A 19,124-nucleotide genomic window follows, 5' to 3' on the forward strand; every position below is an offset into this window, starting at 1 on the left:
TTTTCAATTTTTGCCAATTGATAGATAGCGGTCATAATGGTCATTGGCCTGCGGTCGCCCGCGTGACGCGCGAAAGCGGGCGACGGCGGCGGGAGAAGCCAAAGTTTAGGTAGCGGACTCCGACACCATGCCGCATGGAAGAACATCCGCTCTCGGACGAGTCGGGCACGTGGGAGACCGTGGTCGAAGAGTGCGAGGCGCTCGCTGACGACTATCGGGAGCGAGACTGGACCGTCGTCGTCGCCCTGCCGGGTGACGTGGTTCCCGTCCCCGGGACGGGCGACGAAGTGGTCGAGCACGTCGGCCTCGACGTGGTCGTCGGCGACGACGTGTACCCCGACCTCGAAGCCGCCGTCGAGGGCGCGACGTTCGACGAGTACGAGGCGTTCCGCGCGGTCACCGGCGGCCTCGTCTACCTCGCGCTCGTCGTCCGCGCCACCGACGACGAAGTCGCCGTCTGCCTCCCCTTGTACTACCGCCTCGCGGAGTCCGAACGCATGTTCTCGCTGCTCGACGCCGGCGAGACGATGCGCACGAAGGTCCACCCGCTCGACCCCGACAAGGGCGTCGAGTTCGTCCACGAGGACCCCGACCCGCTGCTCCCGCCGGACTGGGACGCCGACCTCTCTGACGAGTTCGCGTAATCGTCGCGTCGCCGACTACCGAACACCGCTGGATGCAGACTGAACTGAACTGAACTGTACCGAGTCTCGAACAGGACCCGACGCCGCCCCCACCGTCAGTCGTGTCCCGATGCGATGACGAACTCGAACCGCGCGCCACCCGCGTCGCTCTCGGTGACGAGCGTCTCCCAGCCGTGTGCACTCGCAACCTCAGCGACGATTGCCAGTCCTAACCCCGTTCCCTCTCGGTTTGTCGAGTACCCGCTCTCGAAGACGTGTTCTCGCTGTTCGACGGGAATCCCGCGGCCAGTATCGGCGACGTAAAAACCACGGTGGTCCGGGAGGTCGCCGACGGTGATCTGGACGCCCGTTCCCCCGTGTTCGACAGCATTGCGAAACACATTCTCGAGGAGTTCCAGGAACCGGCTTCGGTCGACGTCGAGTCGTTGGTCGGTGTTCACGACGAGCGTCGAGTGCGCCGCATCGATACTGCTCCACGCGTCGAACGCGAGCGTCGCTAACTCGAACGGCTCGGTCTCGTTAATCTCTCTGCCGGCCCGAGCGAGCAACAACAGTTCCTCGATAAGCGACTCCATCCGGTCGTGGGCGCGGGCCACAGTCGCGAGCGGGTCAGTATCCCGGGCGTCTCGCTCGACGGCGAGCCATCCCTGTGCGACGTTGAGCGGGTTTCGGAGGTCGTGGCTGACGACCGACGCAAACTGCTCTAACCGCTGATTCTGTGCCTCGATGTCGTGTTCCCGTCGTTTCCGGTCGGTGACGTCACGGAAGACGAAGAGGTGTCCAATCTGCTGTTCGGCGGCGTTCTCTCCGCTGGTCGGCCGCACCCCGCGCGGGAGGATTTGAGACACGTCGAGTTCGTAGTAGCGCAGTTGACCGTCGATGTCCGCGGCAATCTCGATCGGGGCCCTCGTCTCGTAGAGATCTGGCAGCGACAGGGCGGGATACGACGAAAAAACCGTCTCGACCGTCGACCCGATGGCATCGCAGGGGATGTCGAAGAGGAGCTTTGCTTGCCGATTGAAATCGACGACGCGAGCGTCCATATCGATTGCGAGCACCGCGTCGTTCATGTTCTCGAGCAGCGTCTCGCGGGCGATCGGAACGAAGTCGAGGAAGTCGGCCTCGAAGAGCGCCCAGACGCTGATTCCCGCGCCGATAGCGATACCGACGACGCCGAAATCGAATCCGGGAACCGTGACGATGTCGAGTACCTCCAACAGCGCCGTTCCGACCGGCAGGACTCCGGCGATAACGAGGACGAGCGACTGGATTTCGACGACCCGCCGTCGCGTCGCGGCCTGTCGGTACGCGAAGTGCAGGCCGACGACGACCAGGCCGAGTTTCCAGGCCGCATGAACGTACAGCAGGAAGCCCGGTGTCGGGTCGAGTAAGCCGAGCGCAGAGACGCTCGACTCGGCGCTGATGTACCACTGGTGGAGCGGATTCGTCACGATACTCACCCACTCGAACAACACCAGTCCGAAGACGACCGCTCGAACGCGGGTCGTCTCCCACCACGTGTGGCCCGTGTACTCGACGACGGCGTAGAACCACGCGACCGTTGCCAGCGGGGCGACGCCGTAGACGACGAACTGCGCGGCCCACGTGATGTTCGGGGCCGCGACAAACGACGCCGTCGCGGTTGCGAACGCCCAGATAGCCGCAGTCACGCCCATCATGAAAAGCGGCGTGCCGGCGGGACGGTCCCGGTACTGCCACGAAAGCCCGGCGACGACGAGACACAGACAGCCGATACATGCCTCTAGCAGAGAGGCGGTACTCGGCGAAATCATCGTGAGAGACCCATTGCGGCGAACGTATCTGCGGCTTCGATTCGATTATGACGGCTTCCGTGCGACGCCCCCACGGGGAGCGTCTCCGTCGTATCGTCAGCAAAGTGTACGTTCCCAATCGTCTTGAATTATCCGTTGCGTGATATCTGTCTCTCGCGCCGTTGGAATCGGTCGCCGTCAGGGCTATGGCGCGATATTCTGATTCACACGGAACAGGTTCTCCGGGTCGTACCGGCGTTTCAGTTCGACCAGCCGGTCGTAGTTGTCTCCGAAGGCGGCGCGAACGCGCTCGTTCCCCTCGCGACTGAGGAAGTTCACGTAGACGCCGTCGGAGAGGTTGGGCGCGATCGCCGCGAAGAACGCCCGCGTCCACGCGATGTGTTCGTCGTCCTCGTCGGCGTCCGCCCACCGCGTGAAGATGTTGAACGAGTAGCCCGCGTCGCGGTGGGGGTACGCGGACGCCCCCGAGTCGGGGCGCGAAATCGCGCCTCCCAGATGCTCGATGACGATGGACGTGTACGGCGACGTCACCGCGTTCGCGTACTCGACGAGCGTCTCGATGGCCTCGTCGGAGAGTCCGGCTTCGCCGACGAACTGAGACTTCCAGTAGTTCCGGTAGCCCGGCGGGTACACGTCGTCGAAGAGTCCCTGAAACGCCGTGTATCGGCGCGGCTCGACGAGGTCGACAAGCGGCTCTCGAAACTCCCGGAGCGGCCGAATCGCCCGTTCGCCGTCCTCGATGGGACCCGCATAGCACAGGTAGGCGGTGACGATTCGCTCGCCACGGATGTCCGCCGGGACGAACGACGCGGACGGCGCGGTCCTGACGGAGGCGTAACAGCAGAGTTCCTCGGGGGCCGATGCCGTGAACTCCCGGTGGAATCGCAAGAGGTCGCCGGCGGCCTCGAACGGGTAGGCCAGCACCCCCGCGAGGACCGTCGGCCCGACCTCGTGAAGGGCGAACTCGAAGGCGGTCACGACCCCGAAGTTGCCGCCGCCACCACGGAGTCCCCAGAAGAGGTCCGCGTGCTCGTCGTCGCTCGCGTGACGGACCGCGCCGTCGGCCGTGACGATTTCGACCGCCCGGAGGTTATCGATGGCGAGTCCGTGCGAACGGCTGAGCCATCCCCACCCGCCACCGAGGGTCAACCCGGCGACCCCTGTCGTCGAGACGATGCCACTCGGCGTGGCGAGGCCGTGGGCCTGCGTCGCGCGGTCGAACTCCCCGACGGTGACGCCCGGTTCGACTCGGGCAGTCCTGGTCTCCACATCCACCTCGACCGCCGTCAGCAACGAGCAGTCGAGCAGCAGTCCGCCGTCACAGACGCCGTTCCCGGCGACGTTGTGGCCGCCGCCCTGCACCGCGAGTGACAGTCCGTGCCGACGGGCGAACTCGACGGCGACGACGACGTCGTTCGTGTCCGCCGGCCGGACGACGACTGCGGGGTAGCGGTCGACCATCGCGTTCCAGACCGTGCGCGCCGCTCGGTAGTCGCCATCTGCTGGACCGAGTGCATCGCCGTGGAGACGAGCGTCGAGGTCGCGGATGGCGGTGTCGTCCACCGCTGGGTTATCTCGGTCCATACCGTGTCTACAGACGTTGTCCGTCGGAATATGCGTTCCTCAGGGAAACGAGAGGTGGTTCAAGACGTGCTGACGAGTGGTGACGCCCGCTCGCCGTCAGTCTCGGTCAGTTCGGGTTCAGTACCGCTGTTCTCTCGGAGAAACGCGTTCAATTCAGACGGGCTGAACGTGAGCGCCTCGCAGACGATACACGCCTCGGGGGCCGTCGGCGACGCGGTCGCGTGGACGACGCCGCAGTGCTGGCACACGTGCAGGTGGTTTCTGTCTCCCATATGCACGTTCACAGAGGCGCTCGGACCACGTCATGATGCTTCCTGCAGAATCCACAGGGGGTGTGTGGCTTTCACCTCGTGAGCACGGCGCATCTGCCTGCGCTCCCGTCACAACGCGAACAGCTATGGATACGGCGTGCTACTATGTACCATGGATGGGGCGCTCGACGATATCAGGTACCTCGCGGACTCGCAGCACCGTCCGGTGGTGATTCGGATGCTCGCCGATGGTCGGTGCTCCAGAGCGGCGCTTCGGGAGGCGACCGGTGCCTCGTCGGCTACTGTCGGCCGAATCGTACGGGCGTTCGAGGAGCGTGGCTGGCTCGTACGAGACGGGTCCCACTACTCGCTGACGGCGCTCGGGAGGTTCGTCGCAGCGTCGTTCTCACGCTTCCACGACGACATGGCGGTCGCACACGAACTGAACGAACTCCTCCCGTACGTGCCGCTCGACGAGATCGGTATCGGTGTCGAGCAACTGGCCGACGCGACCGTCACCCGCGCAACACAGTACAATCCGTTCGCCGTGGTCTCTCGCGTCCGCGAACTCGAACGAGTTTCCGAGGACGCGCGCAGTCTCACCGACTTCTTTCCCGACCCGTGCATCGAGGGGCGATACAAATCCATCGTCCACGGCACGCAGACGTTCGAAGCGGTGTTCGCCCCGGTCGTCTTCGAGTCCGCGCTGGCCTCGGACTTCTCGGCGGAGTTCGAAGCCATCCTCGCCTCGGACCGCACAGACGTCTACGTGTACGAGGGAGCGATTTCACATCCCGTGATGGTCCACGACGGGGTCGGGTGTCTCGTCGTGCGGAACGACGTCGACGTCTCGATTGGCATGATCGAATCGGACGACGACGTGTTCCTCGAGTGGGTGACCGACGTGTTCGAGAGCTATCGGGCCGACGCGACCCTGTTGACCGCTGAATACCTCACGGCACCGCTAGAAGACGTGCTCGCCCAGGTCTGCGGCTGAGCGCACCGACCGCTCGCGACCAGCGGTCTCGATTGTCCCGCAGCGAAACGCGAGTCGCAGTCGAGGATTTCACCTAGTGAGCACCGCTCAGCAGGAATCATGACAACTGTTCGCATCGAATAGACCGGTCGAAGCACCATGGAAATCGTCTTCGCCACGTTCGAATCCGAACTCGACCACGACGCAATCGAGGAGACCATGCGCCAGCGGGCACAAAAGTTCCGGGAGGTGCCCGGACTCGTACAGAAGTACTTCGTGCACGACCGAGAGAACGACCGGTACGGCGCGTGTTTCATCTTCGATTCGGCGCAGTCCCGCGACGCGTACTTCGAATCGGACCTCAGCGCCGGCGTCGGAGCGGCCTACGCGGTGACGGGCGAGCCAGCGGTCACGAAAGCTCACCTCCTGTTCCCACTCCGCGAGGCCGACGGACTGCCAGACCCCGCGTGACTCGACTACGAGAGGCGGCTCAACACAGAACGTGGCGTTGTGAGCCCACCCGCCCGCCGAACTCGAATCCACCGTGGCCGCCGTCGGTTCCAAGGGCTCTCGTGTACTCGCGAATCGGAGTTCTCGGTGCGCGTTGTCGCGTCGAAGCCGTCCGAATCGGCCTACGGCTTCCACGTCGCTCGTGAACCCGGCGCGTCAGCGGTGTCAAGACAGCGGAGTGTCCGAGCCTGACCGTCGCCGCGCTGTGTTAGTGAAACCGAGGAGACGCCCAACAAGCGTTCGACCAGTCGGGACCGTTCCGTCACATCCGTGATCAGTCTGCGTTCGACACACCACTGCGGCCTGTCTAAGAGGCAGTCGTAACAGACGACGTGATTCTCGGACACCCGATACTCCAGGTGCCCCCAGCGAAGGTCCCGCTCCACGAGTGTGTGTGCGACGATGCCCATCACGACCGCGCTCGCACCGACGACTGCCCACGTCGCCCCGGCGACGACGTACCCGAGGAAGGCCGCGATGGCTGCCGCAGCGAAGCGTCGAGGGTTCAGCATTCCAAGGACCCCATCGAGAACCGCGCTGGCCCACACCGCACCGCGGTTCGTGTGGAACACATCGCTCGGGTCGCTCGCTGGGATGGTGAGTGGGTCCTGAACATCGTCGTCCGCGGTCTCGAACGCAGCCTCACTCGGGTCACGCGGGTCGAATCGGTCGCGGGGCCCGACCACGCTGTACACGTCGAACCCGACGCGAGCGAGGTAGACGAACACGAAGAGCACCCCCGTGTGCTCGGTCGCTGACGGGACGAGTGCAACACCCCAGACGACGAGTCCCGCGAGGACGACGACACCGAGAGTGGTTCGCGGGGTGAGGAGCGACTGGGGGACGAGTTCGCGGTAGTCGCGCGAGCGGAGATGGTCCGCGAGTGTCGTTCCCTCACGGACAAGCGTCGTCGCGCCCGCCACGAGGAGGCTCTCGACGAATATGCCACTCCCGAGGGTCGCGAACCAGAGTCCACCACCGCTGACGAGCGAGAGGCCGACGACCACCCGCCCGAGTCCGAACACACGCGGAAACGACCGTGGATAGAGCGGTGGGAGTGACGCGTGGAGTTGGACACTTCCACGCTTTTCTCGGAGCGAGCGGAACGGCGACCGCCACCCCCACCGCGAATCGACTGCTGCCCAGTCCGCTGCGGCACCGCGCTGGCCCGCGAAGGTTGCCTCCAGCAGCTGCCGGAGGGCTCCACCGGTCATCTCCGCCCAGTAGACGACGAGCAGGGTGACGAGACGCCAGTCGAACAGGAGGATTCCGACGAGCGGAAGCGCGTTGGCCACCACCAGTCCGACCACCGTGCGTCGCCCCGTCCGGCGTCTATGCTCCATCGTTCCCGAAAAATTGTCAGCGGTTGATTAATTCATTATGGGATATGTCTCGGGTCGTCGAACGGGCCACCCGTTCCGAGACGGGTTGTTCAACCCGTTCGCAACGCACCGAAGTGAGTGCAGTTGAACGGTGTTCTGGACAACTGCAACCGCAGCGAAATACACGTGGTCGACTCAGTTGAAATGTACATATGTAAATTGACAGAAGACGCGTGACATATACAGAGGATGAGTTCAGCAAGATTTCTCCGAGTAGTTGTGCTGACCGGTCAGCGTTCGATGCAAGACCGTCCGAACGCTTATTTGTAGACGCAACTCAGTTCCGATAGAAATGGCCAGCACGACTCGTGACAACCGTAACGGCGGCGTCGAGTTCATCCGCGAGGATGATGGCCGAGTCACCGCAAAGGACATCGAGACGGGTGTCGCTTCCTTCGGTGACGACCGCGCGGAAGCACTACGGATGCTCGCTGACGCTCTCGATGCCTATCACGGGAAGGGCGAGCCTGTCGACGATGACGAGCTGGCCGCCGAACTCGGTCTCGACGAAGACGAAATCGGAAGCGAAGGCCGCCCGCCGTGGGACAGGTAACGTGGGCCGGACGACGTTTACAGGCCGAGACGTCGCGAAGGTGCTGATGAAATTCGGCTACGAGCCGAAGTCACGGACGGGGAGTCACCTCACGCTGGAGTACGTCAACCCCGACACGGGCGAGGTTCGACGACCGACTGTTCCACTTCACGGTGAGATTCCTCGTGGAACACTCGGGAGTATCGCGGAGCAGTGCGGTGCAGAAGACTTCCACTCGTTCTGTGAGTGGATTGACGGCAACTGTTAGGGTTCGCTACGTAGACTGGGACGTTGCTGGCGTAATTCGGGGCCTGAATGGGCTTTCATGTCAAATATCTATATCTGGGCAGACTGAGAAGTATGTTCATTAGTGAAACTCAACGAAACCGAACTCCGCACACGGTTGAAGAGACGCTCATCGGCCAGACAGTCTGGATTTAGGGCGATACGGCGAATGACTGATGAAGGTCGCGTCCCGGTGTCTGCGTTCGACTGGCTGTCTCTCCAAGGGGGAGGACTCGGGACGACTGAACTGCTGCTTGGAGAGGTTCAAACTGCGCGTTCGTGGTTCGCTGAGGGGGCGTTAGCCGAAACGATGGTAAGTGAACTCGTATGGCAGCACCGCGAGGTAGTTGGGGAAGATGAGTGGTCGAATCTTCCCATTACCGCCGAACACGCACTTCGCGACGCGCTACTCTCGGCTGACCCACGAGTTGTCGGTGCCGCCGTTGACGAGATACTTGCACTCGACGAGTCGTACCTTGACGACTATCCCGACATGACGACCCGGTATTACCACCTCACTAGCCTTGCTCACTTGTTGCGCGAGGACACAGCCCAAGCTCGCACCGCGCTCGCAAGCCTCCGTGACTCGGTGGAGAAAGACAACCAGTACCTTGGAACCTACTTCGCCCAAGCGTTCGCCGATGCCCTCGAAGGGTTCCTCGACCACGACGAACAACTCGTTCAGCAGGCACTCGATTCGCTCACAGCCTATCACGAGGATGTTCGAGGCGGCGGCGACGGAACGGCAGAACTCCTCGACCACTACACGTGTGCATATCTCATACTCGCCCACCATCGGGGGATGAACGTTCACGTCGACAACGAGTACGTGCCAGCGGAACTCTACGATCTCGAATGGGGGTCAGTCGAACTCCCCGAGGATACACCTGATGCCTTGCGAGACCTGTACGAGAATGCCGCACCAATAGCGTAGTAACGGCCGAGAGTCGCCAGGTTTGTAATTGTGCTATGTAGGGGCGTGGTCCCTCCAAGTCGCTGTGACCGACTTGCGCGCTCTATTCAGCACGGTCTCAACGAACTACCCAGAGGCTGTCAGAACCGGTGTGCTGAATAGAGAGGATGGATTGGGCAAGCCGTCGCTCTTTTTCGCACTGAATGAGAGTTAAACTGACCGACAACGCATGGTAACTCACGAGGTCGAACTTCGGGTGTGGGTTTATTTTTGCGCTCTAACGTAAACACAGTATGAAGCGACGTGACTACCTTGCGACCATCGGCCTTGGTGTGGCAGGCCTTTTGGCCGGTTGCATAGGTAGCCAAGAGAACTCTCCCACGACGACGACGACCGCAGGCGAGTACTACGGCCCGACGTCGGAGAACTCGACGAACGTTGACCTCCGCCTCCGAGATTTCACCGACGACGGAATCGCTGACGTCCGGAACAACGCTTCATCGCCCGCCTACAATCACCTCCTCGAGAACATCGATTCATACACTAGAGAAGCAGTCCACTACATGGGGACAGTCGGACAGGTGACGAAGTTGGACCGAGAAGATAACTACTACTTCTTGGTCGCTACCGGCGACTCGTGGCACAACCTTCTCTACGCATCTTGGGTCGGCGACACCGTTCATCGAGGGGACGAGATAACCCTCTGGGGACGCGTCCTCGGTACAGAGACCTATCAACCCGTACAGGGAAGCCAGCGAACGGTCCCCGCACTCGCAGTCGCCGACATCGACGTCGAGAGGTCCAACTCGTAGCTTTCCACACACATCGTATCGACTTGTCTTCACGCCCGACGCGGTTGAAGTGGCAGGTTGGTAGGTAGACGTGTCAATCACCGCGTTCCACCGACAGACGACGACTGACGGGTGACCGACTTGCGCGCTGTGATCGGCACGAATAGCAACTGGCACCAATCGATACTCCTTCCTATCCAGAGGCATGGGACACCGTTCTCGGGCCCCCCCCGTCGTTTAGTCCGCCACGAGTGCCTACAGCGGGGGGGTTTACTCCACCGTGACGAGTACGCTCCCCACCTTGTGCCCGGTATCGACGTAGCGGTGCGCGTCGGCGATGTCGTCCAGTGCGTACGCTCGGTCGATCACCGGGCGGAACGCTCCTGATTCGACGAGTTCACGGAGTGTATGGAGGTGTTCGCGCTTCGTCTCCGCAGCCCCCAGCCCGGTGGCTGCGAAGCTCGCTCGCTTGTCACCGATCAGCCGAGTCGACAGCATCTGCAGCAGGATTCGCGTCGAGAGGACGGTCGTGAGGTAGCGCCCACCGGGGGCGAGCGACTCCTTGCACGTCGAGTACGGTCGCTTGCCGACGGCGTCGAAGATGACGTCGTACGTCGTGTCGGTCGCCGCGAAGTCGGTGGTTTTGTAGTCGACCACCGTCTCGGCGCCGAGCGATCGCACCAGCTCGACGTTCGCGGTACTGCAGACGCCGGTGACCGTCGCGCCGAGCGCGCTCGCGATCTGCACGGCAGCCGTCCCGACGGAGCCGGACGCCCCGTTGACCAGGATGGACTCGCCCGCCTGCAGGTGCGCGTGGTCTTCGAGGAACGCCATCGCCGTCAGCCCACCGTCACAGACGGCCGCGGCCTCGCTGTAGGTGAGTTCCGACGGCATGACGGCTACGGCCCCGTCTGCAGGGAGACACAGATACTCGGCGTGTGCGCCGCTCCCAGGAGCGGCGGTTCCGAACACGTCGTCGCCGGGAGCGAACTGCATGACGTCCCGACCAACCGCCACGATCTGGCCAGCGAACACGTTACCCGGTACCGCTGTGGGCCGTCTGAGACCATTGAAGAACCGAATGAGGAACGGACGCCCTTCCCGAGCGGCCGAGTCCGGCGGGCCGACGACTGTGGCATGAATCCGAACGAGCACCTCGTCGTCCTCGGGTATCGGCGTTGGAACCTCCTCGACGCGGAGGATATCCGCCGACCCGTACGTCTTGGCCACGACGGCCCGCATCTGCGTGCGACTCTTGACTGACTGTTCCTCGACACTCGGTGTCATCGCGAGGGAGCATACGACGTCAGAGAGCGTAAAGTGAGAGTACGCTTGCCGAACAGTCGGATTCGTTCGGGAGGTGCCTGCTGGACACGGAGGGGGTATTCAGCCATCCGTCCGTGGCCGTCTCGCACACGCCGTCGGTCGAGTTACTCCTCACGAAGATACGCGGACGCCTCGCGGCGACCTGCGCGTAACAGGAGGACGCCGAGCGCAACGAACCAGACGATCTGGGTCAGGCCGAAGACGCCACCGCCGATCTCGCCCAGCACTGGAATCGCCGAGAGGATGCCTGCACTCCCAACCACGAGCCCGAAGTAATTCACCAGCCTATGGAGTGCTCGCGTTCGAAGCGCGACTACGCTCACGAGAAGTGTCCAGAGGCCGCCGACGATCTCGTTGCCGCCGCCCAGCCCATCGATAACCGGGCTGAGTGCCAGCCAGACCGTCGTCGCCTGCGTCGGGTCGGCACTGTAGAGGTCGACGACGACGCCCGTCGCGAGGGTGGCGACCATCCCGCTGGCGATGACGAGACCCGCCCAGATGAGCCCAAAGGCCGTCGTCGCTCGCATCAGCATCGGTGCATCGGCCGCGAGTCGCTCGTGGAGCGCCAGAACGAGTGCCACCAGCACGATGCCGAAGACCACGTAGATGAGCAGGTACATCGCGGACAGACTCGTCTCGTTCGCGGCGAACAACTCGACCTGCTGGAGCGCCCCGCTAACGCTCGCGAAGTCGAGGACGACGAGGAAGTACGCGATTCCGGCCACGTAGATGGCCGCCTCAATCAGCGCGGCGAGGCCGCCGACTGTCAGATAGTTCCAGCGGCCCGCCGTGGGCGACTGCTCGATTTCCTCTACTGCTTGACCGGTCGTTGCTGCCATACGTTATCTGCCGTAGTGATATTACCGCCAGCGGAGATAGCCGTGTCGAGTACGACCCTCCCCACCAGCCAGACGCCCTCGAGGTAGTGCGGAGCCACCCGTCGTAGTCGACCGTGGGTGAGCGCACGCGCCACCGTCGGTGGCCCGTGATCGGGCGGGGGCTACGAGAGTGGACTCCGACCGAGCATCGTCGCGAGGCCAGCGAACACACGCAGGAGCGGTCGCTGAATCACCCACGGGAGTCCTGCGAGACGCACGTCCGCTCGGTAGTGAGAGAGAACTGCCGCCACCGCGAACAGATCTGGTTGCCTCCCTGCGCCGGCCTCGTAGAGTGCCCGAATGGCGGCTTCGAACTCCCCGGGCGGACGGAGCGTCGTCCGGACGACAAGGCTATCAGCACCGTCGTTTCGGATGCTGTGGGGCGCTCCGGGGGCGATGGTCAGCGCTTCACCGGCGAGCAGGGTGTGTGGTTCACCGCGAACGATCACCTCGGCTCGACCCGACAGCACCTCCGAGTGTGCCTCCGCCCGTGGGTGGAGCCGTGCGGGCCCGCTGTCGGTTCCCGGCGGAAGAACGCCGTCCATCAGCAAATACGCGCCCTGTTCGTCGGCACCGTGTTCGAGGAACGTGATGGACGCCCCTGTCGACGGGTCTTCGATCGTATTCGGGTAGCCAGCCGGGCCGGTTCTCGTGGAGCGCCCCGATCCCGTCAGCAGGTGCTCGTCCGACCGTGAGTCCATTCCGTTCGGTACGACGTAGATGATGCTAAGCGTTCCGCCGGCTCCGGCCGACACCGGAACCCGGGGGCTGTCCCCCGCTCTCATCTGTTCGGTACGGCAACGGCCGGCCGGGCTGTATCGCACCACCGTCTTCGGTCCGAGGGGAGCCGTTCACACCGCTCGTGACGTGGGTTCGTTTCGGGTAGCGGACGTCTTCGGACGCTCTAGGGCACCGTTATGCTGGTGCGAGACCTCCAGAGACGAATGGCTGGAGCAGCTGTTACCCCAGATCAGGAGCGGAGCGTCGAGTATCATCGACCGTCCACAACCGAGACGTCCGTCGGGCGAGCGAGCGTGATCGCTGGACTCGCTCTCTTGCTGATGACTCCCCTCGCTGTGTTCGCTAATTTCGTGGTGTTGGACGGGCTCGTCACGCCGGGGGACGCGACTCGAACGGCGACCGCTATCTTGGGTGCCGAGGGCACGTTCCGACTCGGCATCGCGAGCCTCTTCGCAGTCGCCATACTCGATTTGACCGTCGCATGGGCGTTGTACACAGTATTCAAGCCGGTACACGCTGGCATCGCACTCCTCTCTGGGTGGCTCAGAGCCGTCTTCGCTGGCATCTTCGTCGTCGCGATCAGTCAGCTCATGAGTGTCCCGCAGATTCTGGGTGCGACCGGGACTGGGTTCACCACGGAGCAACAGTCCACGCAAGCACTACTGAGCATCGAGGCGTTCTACAACATCTGGGACGGCGCACTGATTCTGGTCGGTCTCCATCTGGTGTTGGTCGGGTATCTGCTGTACAAGTCTGCGGCTGTCCAGTCGTACCCCTCGGGCTACGTGCCGAAGGTGTTAGGGATGCTCCTCGCTCTCGCTGGCATCGGCTACGTGGTGGATAGTTTCGGACGGGTGCTGTTCGCTGGCTACACCTTCGAACTCGCTGTGTTCACGTTCGTGGGCGAGGTGTTGCTGATCCTCTGGCTGCTCGTCTACGGCCGTCGAATCAGTTCGGCCGAAGACGGCGTGGACGAGGAGTCGGCGTCCGTGATGAGCTGAGACCGGAGCTGACCGCAGAAAGAGAGATACCAGGCCGTAACGCAGGAGTCTCGTTCACCGGGTTCGATCTGTTGAGGCGTACAGTACGAGAGAGGTCATTCGTCACAATCGACCGATGAATGCATCCATCACTATACGCTACTGATTCTGTCACCTCGACTGACTGACTCGCGCCCTCTGTTCAGCACCATCGTTATGAGTTACTAATCAACTGTCAGTACCGGCGTGACCGATACAGAGGGTGTATGCAGCAACCCTCTCGATTGGATTCTGGTAATTGGGTGGCAAACCACGAGTGCAATAGGTCGGCGTCCTCACTAGCGGGGTCAACCGAACCCCGTCTCGCTTTCTACGATGAGCCCGACCACGGCGTATGAACATTGCAGTCTTCGGAGCAACGGGCCGAACCGGGCGGCGAGTCGTCCGCCGATCACTCGACGATGGCCACCACGTGACGGCGGTCGTGCGGACGCCTTCGAAACTCGACGTGAACCACGACCGACTCACCGTGGAGCAGGGCGACGTCACGAACTACGATTCCTTCGCCGACACACTACAGGGCTCGGACGCGGTCGTCTCCACGATCGGCAAGGAGTCTGTTCTCGGCCGTGTCTCGTTGTACTCTGATGGCATCACGAACATCATTCAGGCGATGACCGAACACGACGTTTCACGGCTCATCGCCATCTCGTCTGGGGGCACGTATCCGGGCTGGGATTCGAACAACGCCGTCTTCTACGAGTTACTCATCAAACGCGTCCTGTTGCGACGGGTGTACGCGGATATGAAGCGTATGGAGGACATCGTCGTGGAGACCGACCTCGACTGGACGATTGTTCGACCGTCCGGGTTGAGCGACGACACGGGCTCCGGAAACTATCGGGCGACGGTCGGGTACAGTGACCCGGAGAGTAGTACGACGACGAGGGACGACTTGGCCGAATTCATCGTCGAGGAACTCGACTCCGGACAGTTCCTCCAGCAAGGAGTGGCAGTCGTGACCGTGTAATCGAGGGGGAAGTATCTCCTGTCCCGAAACTGGCCACTCCGTGCGTTCCATCGAAAACGAGCACGCCGTGTGACCGATTCGCGCCCTGTATTCAGCACACCTTCAGAAAACTATCAGCAACTGAGGATTTCAACGGAGCCAAGTATGACAAGAATTGCGCTTGGAGTGAGATCTGAGCCAGTTCCGCTGACCGAATCGCACCGATTCACGCATTACAACCCCGCTGAACCCAGTGTAGTCTCAACTTCCACACTCGGAAAGCGTACCGTTACACGATTGCCGTTGTCCTGGCGTTCGAGAGAGACCGTACCATCGGCAAACGAGAGACACCAGTAGACGAGCCATAATCCAGAGCCAGTACTGTGTCGGAGAGGGTCGGACTCGATATCATGAAGGCCCTCAAGAATAGCCTTCTCGTTTGTCGGGAACGGCGGAGCTTCGTCCACGATCTGGAATTCGATGGTGTCGCCGAACTCTGAGACCGAAAGTGAAATCGACGGAGCCTCTGACTTGGAGTGCTTGAGTCCGTTCTCCAATAGTTCCTTGACGACCGGAAACGCAACCGACGAGAGCTTCGTAGTTGATTCGCCTGTCTGAGTCAGCGAGATCTCGCCGTTCGGGTACTGGTCGTGGGCGTATTCGATTGCTTGTTCGACAATTGTGTCGACCCGTGTTGGAGTCTCTGCTGGTGGGTCGATGAGAAGTTTGATTACTTGGCGATGTTTGTCCGCTGCTTCGAGGAGCTCGTTACTCACCGATTTGATAACCGCAGGGGAATTATTGTCAGAGTGTTCTCCTTTGAGTGTCTCAGCGAGTCCGAGCACGACGTTGAGTTTGTTGCGCAAGGTGTGACGGAGGAGATTGTCCATCACGACAAGATGCATTTCTCGCTCTTTACGCTCGGTGATATTCCGGACGAACCCCGCGTTCATCACGACTTCGCCGTTGTCCATAACTGGAATTGTTTTCGACTCAATCCATGTCTGGTACCCGTTCTGCGGATTTACCCGGACCTCGGTCGTAGTCGTTTCCCCCTTGCTGTTCCGCTCCATGTTATCGGTGACAGCAACGACGTCTTCCGGGCGGACTGCAGCAATCACTTCTAAGGGGTGCTCATATATTGCGTCCTGTGTCACCCCGAATATCTCTTCAACCGAGTCGTTGACGAAGTACGTCTCTTCCCAGTCCCCACTTACCAAGTAGAGTACTTCTTCCGTTACCGAGGCGAGCGTACGAAGATCTTCCAGTATCTCGGTCTCACAACTGATTGACGTCGAGTCGTCCATCCGGCGCGAGACGAGGACGAACTCATCACCAGCCGTGGGGGCACCGGCGACTCGCGTCTCGACCCATTCCCAAGTGCCGTCTGGGCGGCGGTGTCTGTACTCGATTAGTGTGGCATCTGCATGGTTCCGTCTCGGGCCGTCGCAAAGCATTTTTTCAACATGCCGAGTGTCTTCGGGATGGACGTATGCCAGCAGGTCTTGGCCAACTAGCTCTTCGGGGTCAAATCCGATGACACGAGTCGTCGCCTCGTTCGCGTACGTGTAGTTTCCCGCAGCGTCAACGAACGTGACTTGATCCTCAAAATCATCAAAAAAGCTAACCACAGCTTCCCCCGAGTCCATTAGTGATTAATACCGGTCTCTTGACAAAGTTCTAACGCCCCTACGAGAACTGTTGAGAACGGCGGTCGAGATGTTGGAGTAGAGTATAAGAAGACGACTACGTCTACTTCATATGAGGTGGACCGGTGAACGTATCGTCCAGCACGGAACACTCCAATCGACATGAGCAGTTTTTGGGGACTCAAAGACGCCATTGAATCTTGGATAGGACGATACTTGCCCCTCTAATAGGAGGGCGGCTACAGCGAAGGTACCAACATAGAGGAGGAAGAGCGGTGATGTTGGTACGGCTGCCATAGTGGACGTGTCTGAAGAACGAGTAATAGTCTACCGATATAGACGGTGACGTAGTGTGGATCGCCTGCGAGACGTGCGCCCTGTATTCAGCACACCTTCAGAAAACTATCAGCACCAGATGAATTCAACAGAGCCACGTTGTCTGGTTAGTCTCGGTTACCGAGGACTCCAGAGCGGCCACCCGTGAAACGACAAAACCCATCGAACTCGGTTTTCCAGAACCTTCGCGTCTATTCCTCGCGTTCCTCGTGCTCGTCGTCCTGCTCCTCGCTGACCGAAATCTCCGTCTCGCGTTCCCGGTCGGCCTCCCGCCGTAGCTCCTCGGCCCGGAGTTCGGCCCGCGTGTAGGCGTCGTACACCGCGTAGAGCCACACGGCGGGCGCGAGGAGGAAGCCGATGAAGACCATCACCGAGACGGAGGCGACGATGAAGCCGACCGCGAAGACGAGGCCGCGTTCGAGCTCGCGGTTGTACAGTTGTCCGAGGCCGGGGAAAATCGCCGACAGCACCGCCGCGACGAAGGGGTTGCCGCCTTCGAACAGGTCGTCGAGCGCCGAATCGACCGACGACTTCGGCGGGTCGCGCTGGCGGACCCCGCATTCGGGGCAGATTTCGGCGCGCGCGTCGATGACCGCGCCGCAGTCGCGGCAGAACGCCTCGTCCGGGCCGCGTTCGCGAATCGAGTCGTCCGTGGAGGGCGATGACATAGCGGCTATCTGTCGGCCGGGGACGTTAGTCCTGCGGCGGTCGGACAGCGGGGCGGGACGACTCGGTCGAACACCGAGGACCCAGCGCCGCATCACCCGACTGACTGGGACACCGACCTGTCGAGTGACGTTACAATCGATAGAGAATTGCTTCGTACGGCCGGAACTCCCGTCCGTGTGGGTTCTCCGGTGATTGTTCGTAGTTAGAGAGCAGTATCTCAGCACTACTGGAATCGATGTCCGCAGCGTCGAACGTCGTCGGTTCGTCCGACCAGTTGAGAACGACCAGTACCTCCTCGTCACCGAGCGTTCGCGTGTAGGCGAAGAGTTGCTCGTGGTCGGGCAGTAAGAGCTCGTACGCCCCGTAAACGAGCGTGTCCAGTTCGTGCCTGAGTGAAATGAGTGACTGATAGTGGCGCCAGATGGAGTTCTCCTCGGTGAGTGCCGCATCGACGTTGATGTCGCGGTAGTTGTCGTTGACGCCGAACCACGGCTCACCGTCGGTGAACCCTGCGTGAGGGTCGTCGGACCACTGCATCGGTGTCCGTGCGTGGTCGCGACTCAGGTAGTTGACCAGGCCACGGACCTCCTCGAACGAGTCGATAGCACCCGCTTCGATGAGTTCTTCGACCTTCCCGATGGTCATCACGTCGTCGAGTTCGTCGAGGGTATCGAATTCGGCGTTTGTCATCCCGATCTCCTCGCCTTGGTAGATGTATGGCGTTCCACGCAGCGTCAGCAGGAAGGTGGCGATGAGTGCTGCGCTCTCCTCGTGATACTCCTCGTCATCGCCAAACCGAGAGACGATTCGGGGCACGTCGTGGTTCCCAAGGAACAGCGCCTCCCAGAATTCTGCGGCGAGTTCGTCTTGTGCGCGGGTGACGATTTCTTTGAAATCCGTGAGTTCCCACGCTCCCCAGCCATCGAGACTCCACGGACCGTTCGGTCCATCGTCGACGGCCAGGTGGTTGAACTGGAACATCATGTCCAACCCGCTGTTTCTCTCACCGAGGTACTCCGCGGTTTTGTCGATACTCGTCCCGCCCATCTCGCCGACGGTCATCGTGTCGTAGTTCGCGAGGGTATCGTCGTACACCGCTTGAAGGTATTCGTGGATGTGTGGGCCGTGAGCGTAGTGTTCGTGACCGACGAGTCGCGCGTCAGGATCACCGTCCGGGAGACCCTCGGGTTTCGAGATGAAGTTGATCGCGTCCATGCGGAAGCCGTCGATTCCCTTCTCCAGCCACCACGTGATCATCTCTTTGACGTCTTCGCGGACATCGGGGTTGCGCCAGTTCAGGTCGGGTTGATTCTCGTCGAACAGGTGGAGATACCACTGCTCGCGGTTGTCATCGTAGGACCATGCTGGCCCGCCGAAGATTGACTGCCAGTTGTTCGGTGGTTCGTCCGGTGAGCCGTCGCGCCAGTAGTAGTACTCCTCGTACTTCCCCTCGCGGCGTCGGGAGCGCTGGAACCACTCGTGTTCGCTGGAGGTGTGGTTGACCACGAGGTCCATGATGAGTCGCATGTCTCGTGCGTGGAGTTCGTCCAGCAGTTCCTCCCAGTCGGCCATCGTCCCGAACTCGTCCATGATGGCGCGGTAGTCGCGGATGTCGTACCCGTTGTCGTGGTTCGGCGAGTCGTACACCGGACAGAGCCAGACGACGTCCACACCGAGGTCGTCGAGGTACCCGACCTTCTCTGTGATGCCGGGGATATCGCCGATTCCATCGCCGTTTGAGTCGTTGAAACTGCGCGGGTATATCTGATAGACGACCGCTTCCTTCCACCACTGTCTGTCGATGTCTGTGCGCCGTCTCTGTGTCGTCATCTCGGAGTTGTCGTGAATCATGGTCGTGCGTCGAGTGCTGGTGTC

At 61.6% G+C, this 19,124-nt stretch carries 19 protein-coding genes; 9 read left to right on the top strand and 10 right to left on the bottom strand.

Annotated features, from left to right (window positions below):
• Positions 1-134 precede the first annotated feature (134 nt).
• Positions 135-644 carry a DUF7529 family protein gene (locus tag AUR65_RS18090; protein ID WP_058568506.1) on the top strand — a complete coding sequence of 170 codons (510 nt, stop codon included), beginning with the start codon at positions 135-137 and terminating at the stop codon, positions 642-644.
• A gap of 95 nt (positions 645-739) precedes the next feature.
• On the opposite strand, the gene AUR65_RS18095 is transcribed toward AUR65_RS18090, so the two are convergent.
• From AUR65_RS18095 to AUR65_RS18105, 3 genes are all read right to left on the bottom strand, one after another.
• Positions 740-2,437, bottom strand: a complete 1,698-nt coding sequence (locus AUR65_RS18095) for a sensor histidine kinase (protein WP_084816529.1) — start codon at positions 2,435-2,437, stop codon at positions 740-742.
• Positions 2,438-2,620: 183 nt separating this feature from the next.
• Positions 2,621-4,021, bottom strand: coding sequence for an FAD-binding oxidoreductase (locus AUR65_RS18100; RefSeq protein WP_058568507.1), 1,401 nt, complete (start codon positions 4,019-4,021; stop codon positions 2,621-2,623).
• A gap of 59 nt (positions 4,022-4,080) precedes the next feature.
• On the bottom strand, positions 4,081-4,293 hold the full coding sequence (locus AUR65_RS18105) for a hypothetical protein (protein ID WP_058568508.1): 213 nt from the start codon (positions 4,291-4,293) through the stop codon (positions 4,081-4,083).
• Between the two features lie 151 nt (positions 4,294-4,444).
• Here AUR65_RS18105 and AUR65_RS18110 point away from each other — a divergent pair, with 151 nt between their 5' ends.
• Positions 4,445-5,269, top strand: a complete 825-nt coding sequence (locus AUR65_RS18110) for a helix-turn-helix transcriptional regulator (RefSeq protein WP_058568509.1) — start codon at positions 4,445-4,447, stop codon at positions 5,267-5,269.
• 138 nt (positions 5,270-5,407) lie between these two features.
• Positions 5,408-5,719 carry a YdhR family protein gene (locus tag AUR65_RS18115; protein WP_058568510.1) on the top strand — a complete coding sequence of 104 codons (312 nt, stop codon included), beginning with the start codon at positions 5,408-5,410 and terminating at the stop codon, positions 5,717-5,719.
• A gap of 161 nt (positions 5,720-5,880) precedes the next feature.
• On the opposite strand, the gene AUR65_RS18120 is transcribed toward AUR65_RS18115, so the two are convergent.
• Positions 5,881-7,101 carry a DUF6498-containing protein gene (locus AUR65_RS18120; RefSeq protein WP_058568511.1) on the bottom strand — a complete coding sequence of 407 codons (1,221 nt, stop codon included), beginning with the start codon at positions 7,099-7,101 and terminating at the stop codon, positions 5,881-5,883.
• Positions 7,102-7,432: 331 nt separating this feature from the next.
• Between AUR65_RS18120 and AUR65_RS18125 the strand changes: the two genes are divergently transcribed.
• The 4 genes from AUR65_RS18125 (at position 7,433) to AUR65_RS18140 (ending at position 9,682) form a co-directional block, all read left to right on the top strand.
• Positions 7,433-7,693: a type II toxin-antitoxin system HicB family antitoxin gene (locus tag AUR65_RS18125; protein ID WP_058568512.1), complete on the top strand. Its 261-nt coding sequence runs from the start codon at positions 7,433-7,435 to the stop codon at positions 7,691-7,693.
• A 1-nt stretch (position 7,694) separates the two neighbouring features.
• Positions 7,695-7,940 carry a type II toxin-antitoxin system HicA family toxin gene (locus tag AUR65_RS18130; RefSeq protein WP_058568513.1) on the top strand — a complete coding sequence of 82 codons (246 nt, stop codon included), beginning with the start codon at positions 7,695-7,697 and terminating at the stop codon, positions 7,938-7,940.
• A gap of 102 nt (positions 7,941-8,042) precedes the next feature.
• The gene (locus tag AUR65_RS18135; RefSeq protein WP_146047446.1) at positions 8,043-8,891 is read left to right on the top strand and encodes an Imm49 family immunity protein; all 849 of its coding nucleotides are present in this window, start codon (positions 8,043-8,045) and stop codon (positions 8,889-8,891) included.
• 272 nt (positions 8,892-9,163) lie between these two features.
• A complete protein-coding gene (locus AUR65_RS18140) occupies positions 9,164-9,682 on the top strand; it encodes a hypothetical protein (protein WP_058568515.1) in 519 nt (172 codons plus the stop codon).
• Positions 9,683-9,931: 249 nt separating this feature from the next.
• On the opposite strand, the gene AUR65_RS18145 is transcribed toward AUR65_RS18140, so the two are convergent.
• The 3 genes from AUR65_RS18145 to AUR65_RS18155 form a co-directional block, all read right to left on the bottom strand.
• Entirely contained in the window at positions 9,932-10,891 is a 960-nt protein-coding gene (locus AUR65_RS18145) for an NAD(P)-dependent alcohol dehydrogenase (RefSeq protein WP_233194425.1), read from the bottom strand.
• Between the two features lie 200 nt (positions 10,892-11,091).
• Positions 11,092-11,826, bottom strand: coding sequence for a DUF4386 family protein (locus AUR65_RS18150; RefSeq protein WP_058568516.1), 735 nt, complete (start codon positions 11,824-11,826; stop codon positions 11,092-11,094).
• A 161-nt stretch (positions 11,827-11,987) separates the two neighbouring features.
• Entirely contained in the window at positions 11,988-12,566 is a 579-nt protein-coding gene (locus AUR65_RS18155; RefSeq protein ID WP_158250854.1) for a cupin domain-containing protein, read from the bottom strand.
• A gap of 243 nt (positions 12,567-12,809) precedes the next feature.
• Between AUR65_RS18155 and AUR65_RS18160 the strand changes: the two genes are divergently transcribed.
• Together AUR65_RS18160 and AUR65_RS18165 are read left to right on the top strand one after the other, a co-directional pair.
• Entirely contained in the window at positions 12,810-13,607 is a 798-nt protein-coding gene (locus AUR65_RS18160; protein WP_058568518.1) for a DUF4386 domain-containing protein, read from the top strand.
• Positions 13,608-13,980: 373 nt separating this feature from the next.
• On the top strand, positions 13,981-14,616 hold the full coding sequence (locus AUR65_RS18165) for an NAD(P)-dependent oxidoreductase (protein WP_058568519.1): 636 nt from the start codon (positions 13,981-13,983) through the stop codon (positions 14,614-14,616).
• Positions 14,617-14,828: 212 nt separating this feature from the next.
• Here the strand turns inward: AUR65_RS18165 and AUR65_RS18170 are convergent, their stop codons facing one another.
• The 3 genes from AUR65_RS18170 to AUR65_RS18180 form a co-directional block, all read right to left on the bottom strand.
• Complete coding sequence (locus AUR65_RS18170) at positions 14,829-16,244, bottom strand: PAS domain-containing sensor histidine kinase (RefSeq protein WP_058568520.1); 1,416 nt, start codon at positions 16,242-16,244, stop codon at positions 14,829-14,831.
• A gap of 527 nt (positions 16,245-16,771) precedes the next feature.
• Entirely contained in the window at positions 16,772-17,248 is a 477-nt protein-coding gene (locus tag AUR65_RS18175; RefSeq protein ID WP_058568521.1) for a hypothetical protein, read from the bottom strand.
• 130 nt (positions 17,249-17,378) lie between these two features.
• Entirely contained in the window at positions 17,379-19,100 is a 1,722-nt protein-coding gene (locus tag AUR65_RS18180) for a glycoside hydrolase family 13 protein (RefSeq protein ID WP_103429273.1), read from the bottom strand.
• Positions 19,101-19,124 lie beyond the last annotated feature (24 nt).

This window comes from Haloferax marisrubri, assembly GCF_001469875.2.
Taxonomy (GTDB): domain Archaea; phylum Halobacteriota; class Halobacteria; order Halobacteriales; family Haloferacaceae; genus Haloferax; species Haloferax marisrubri.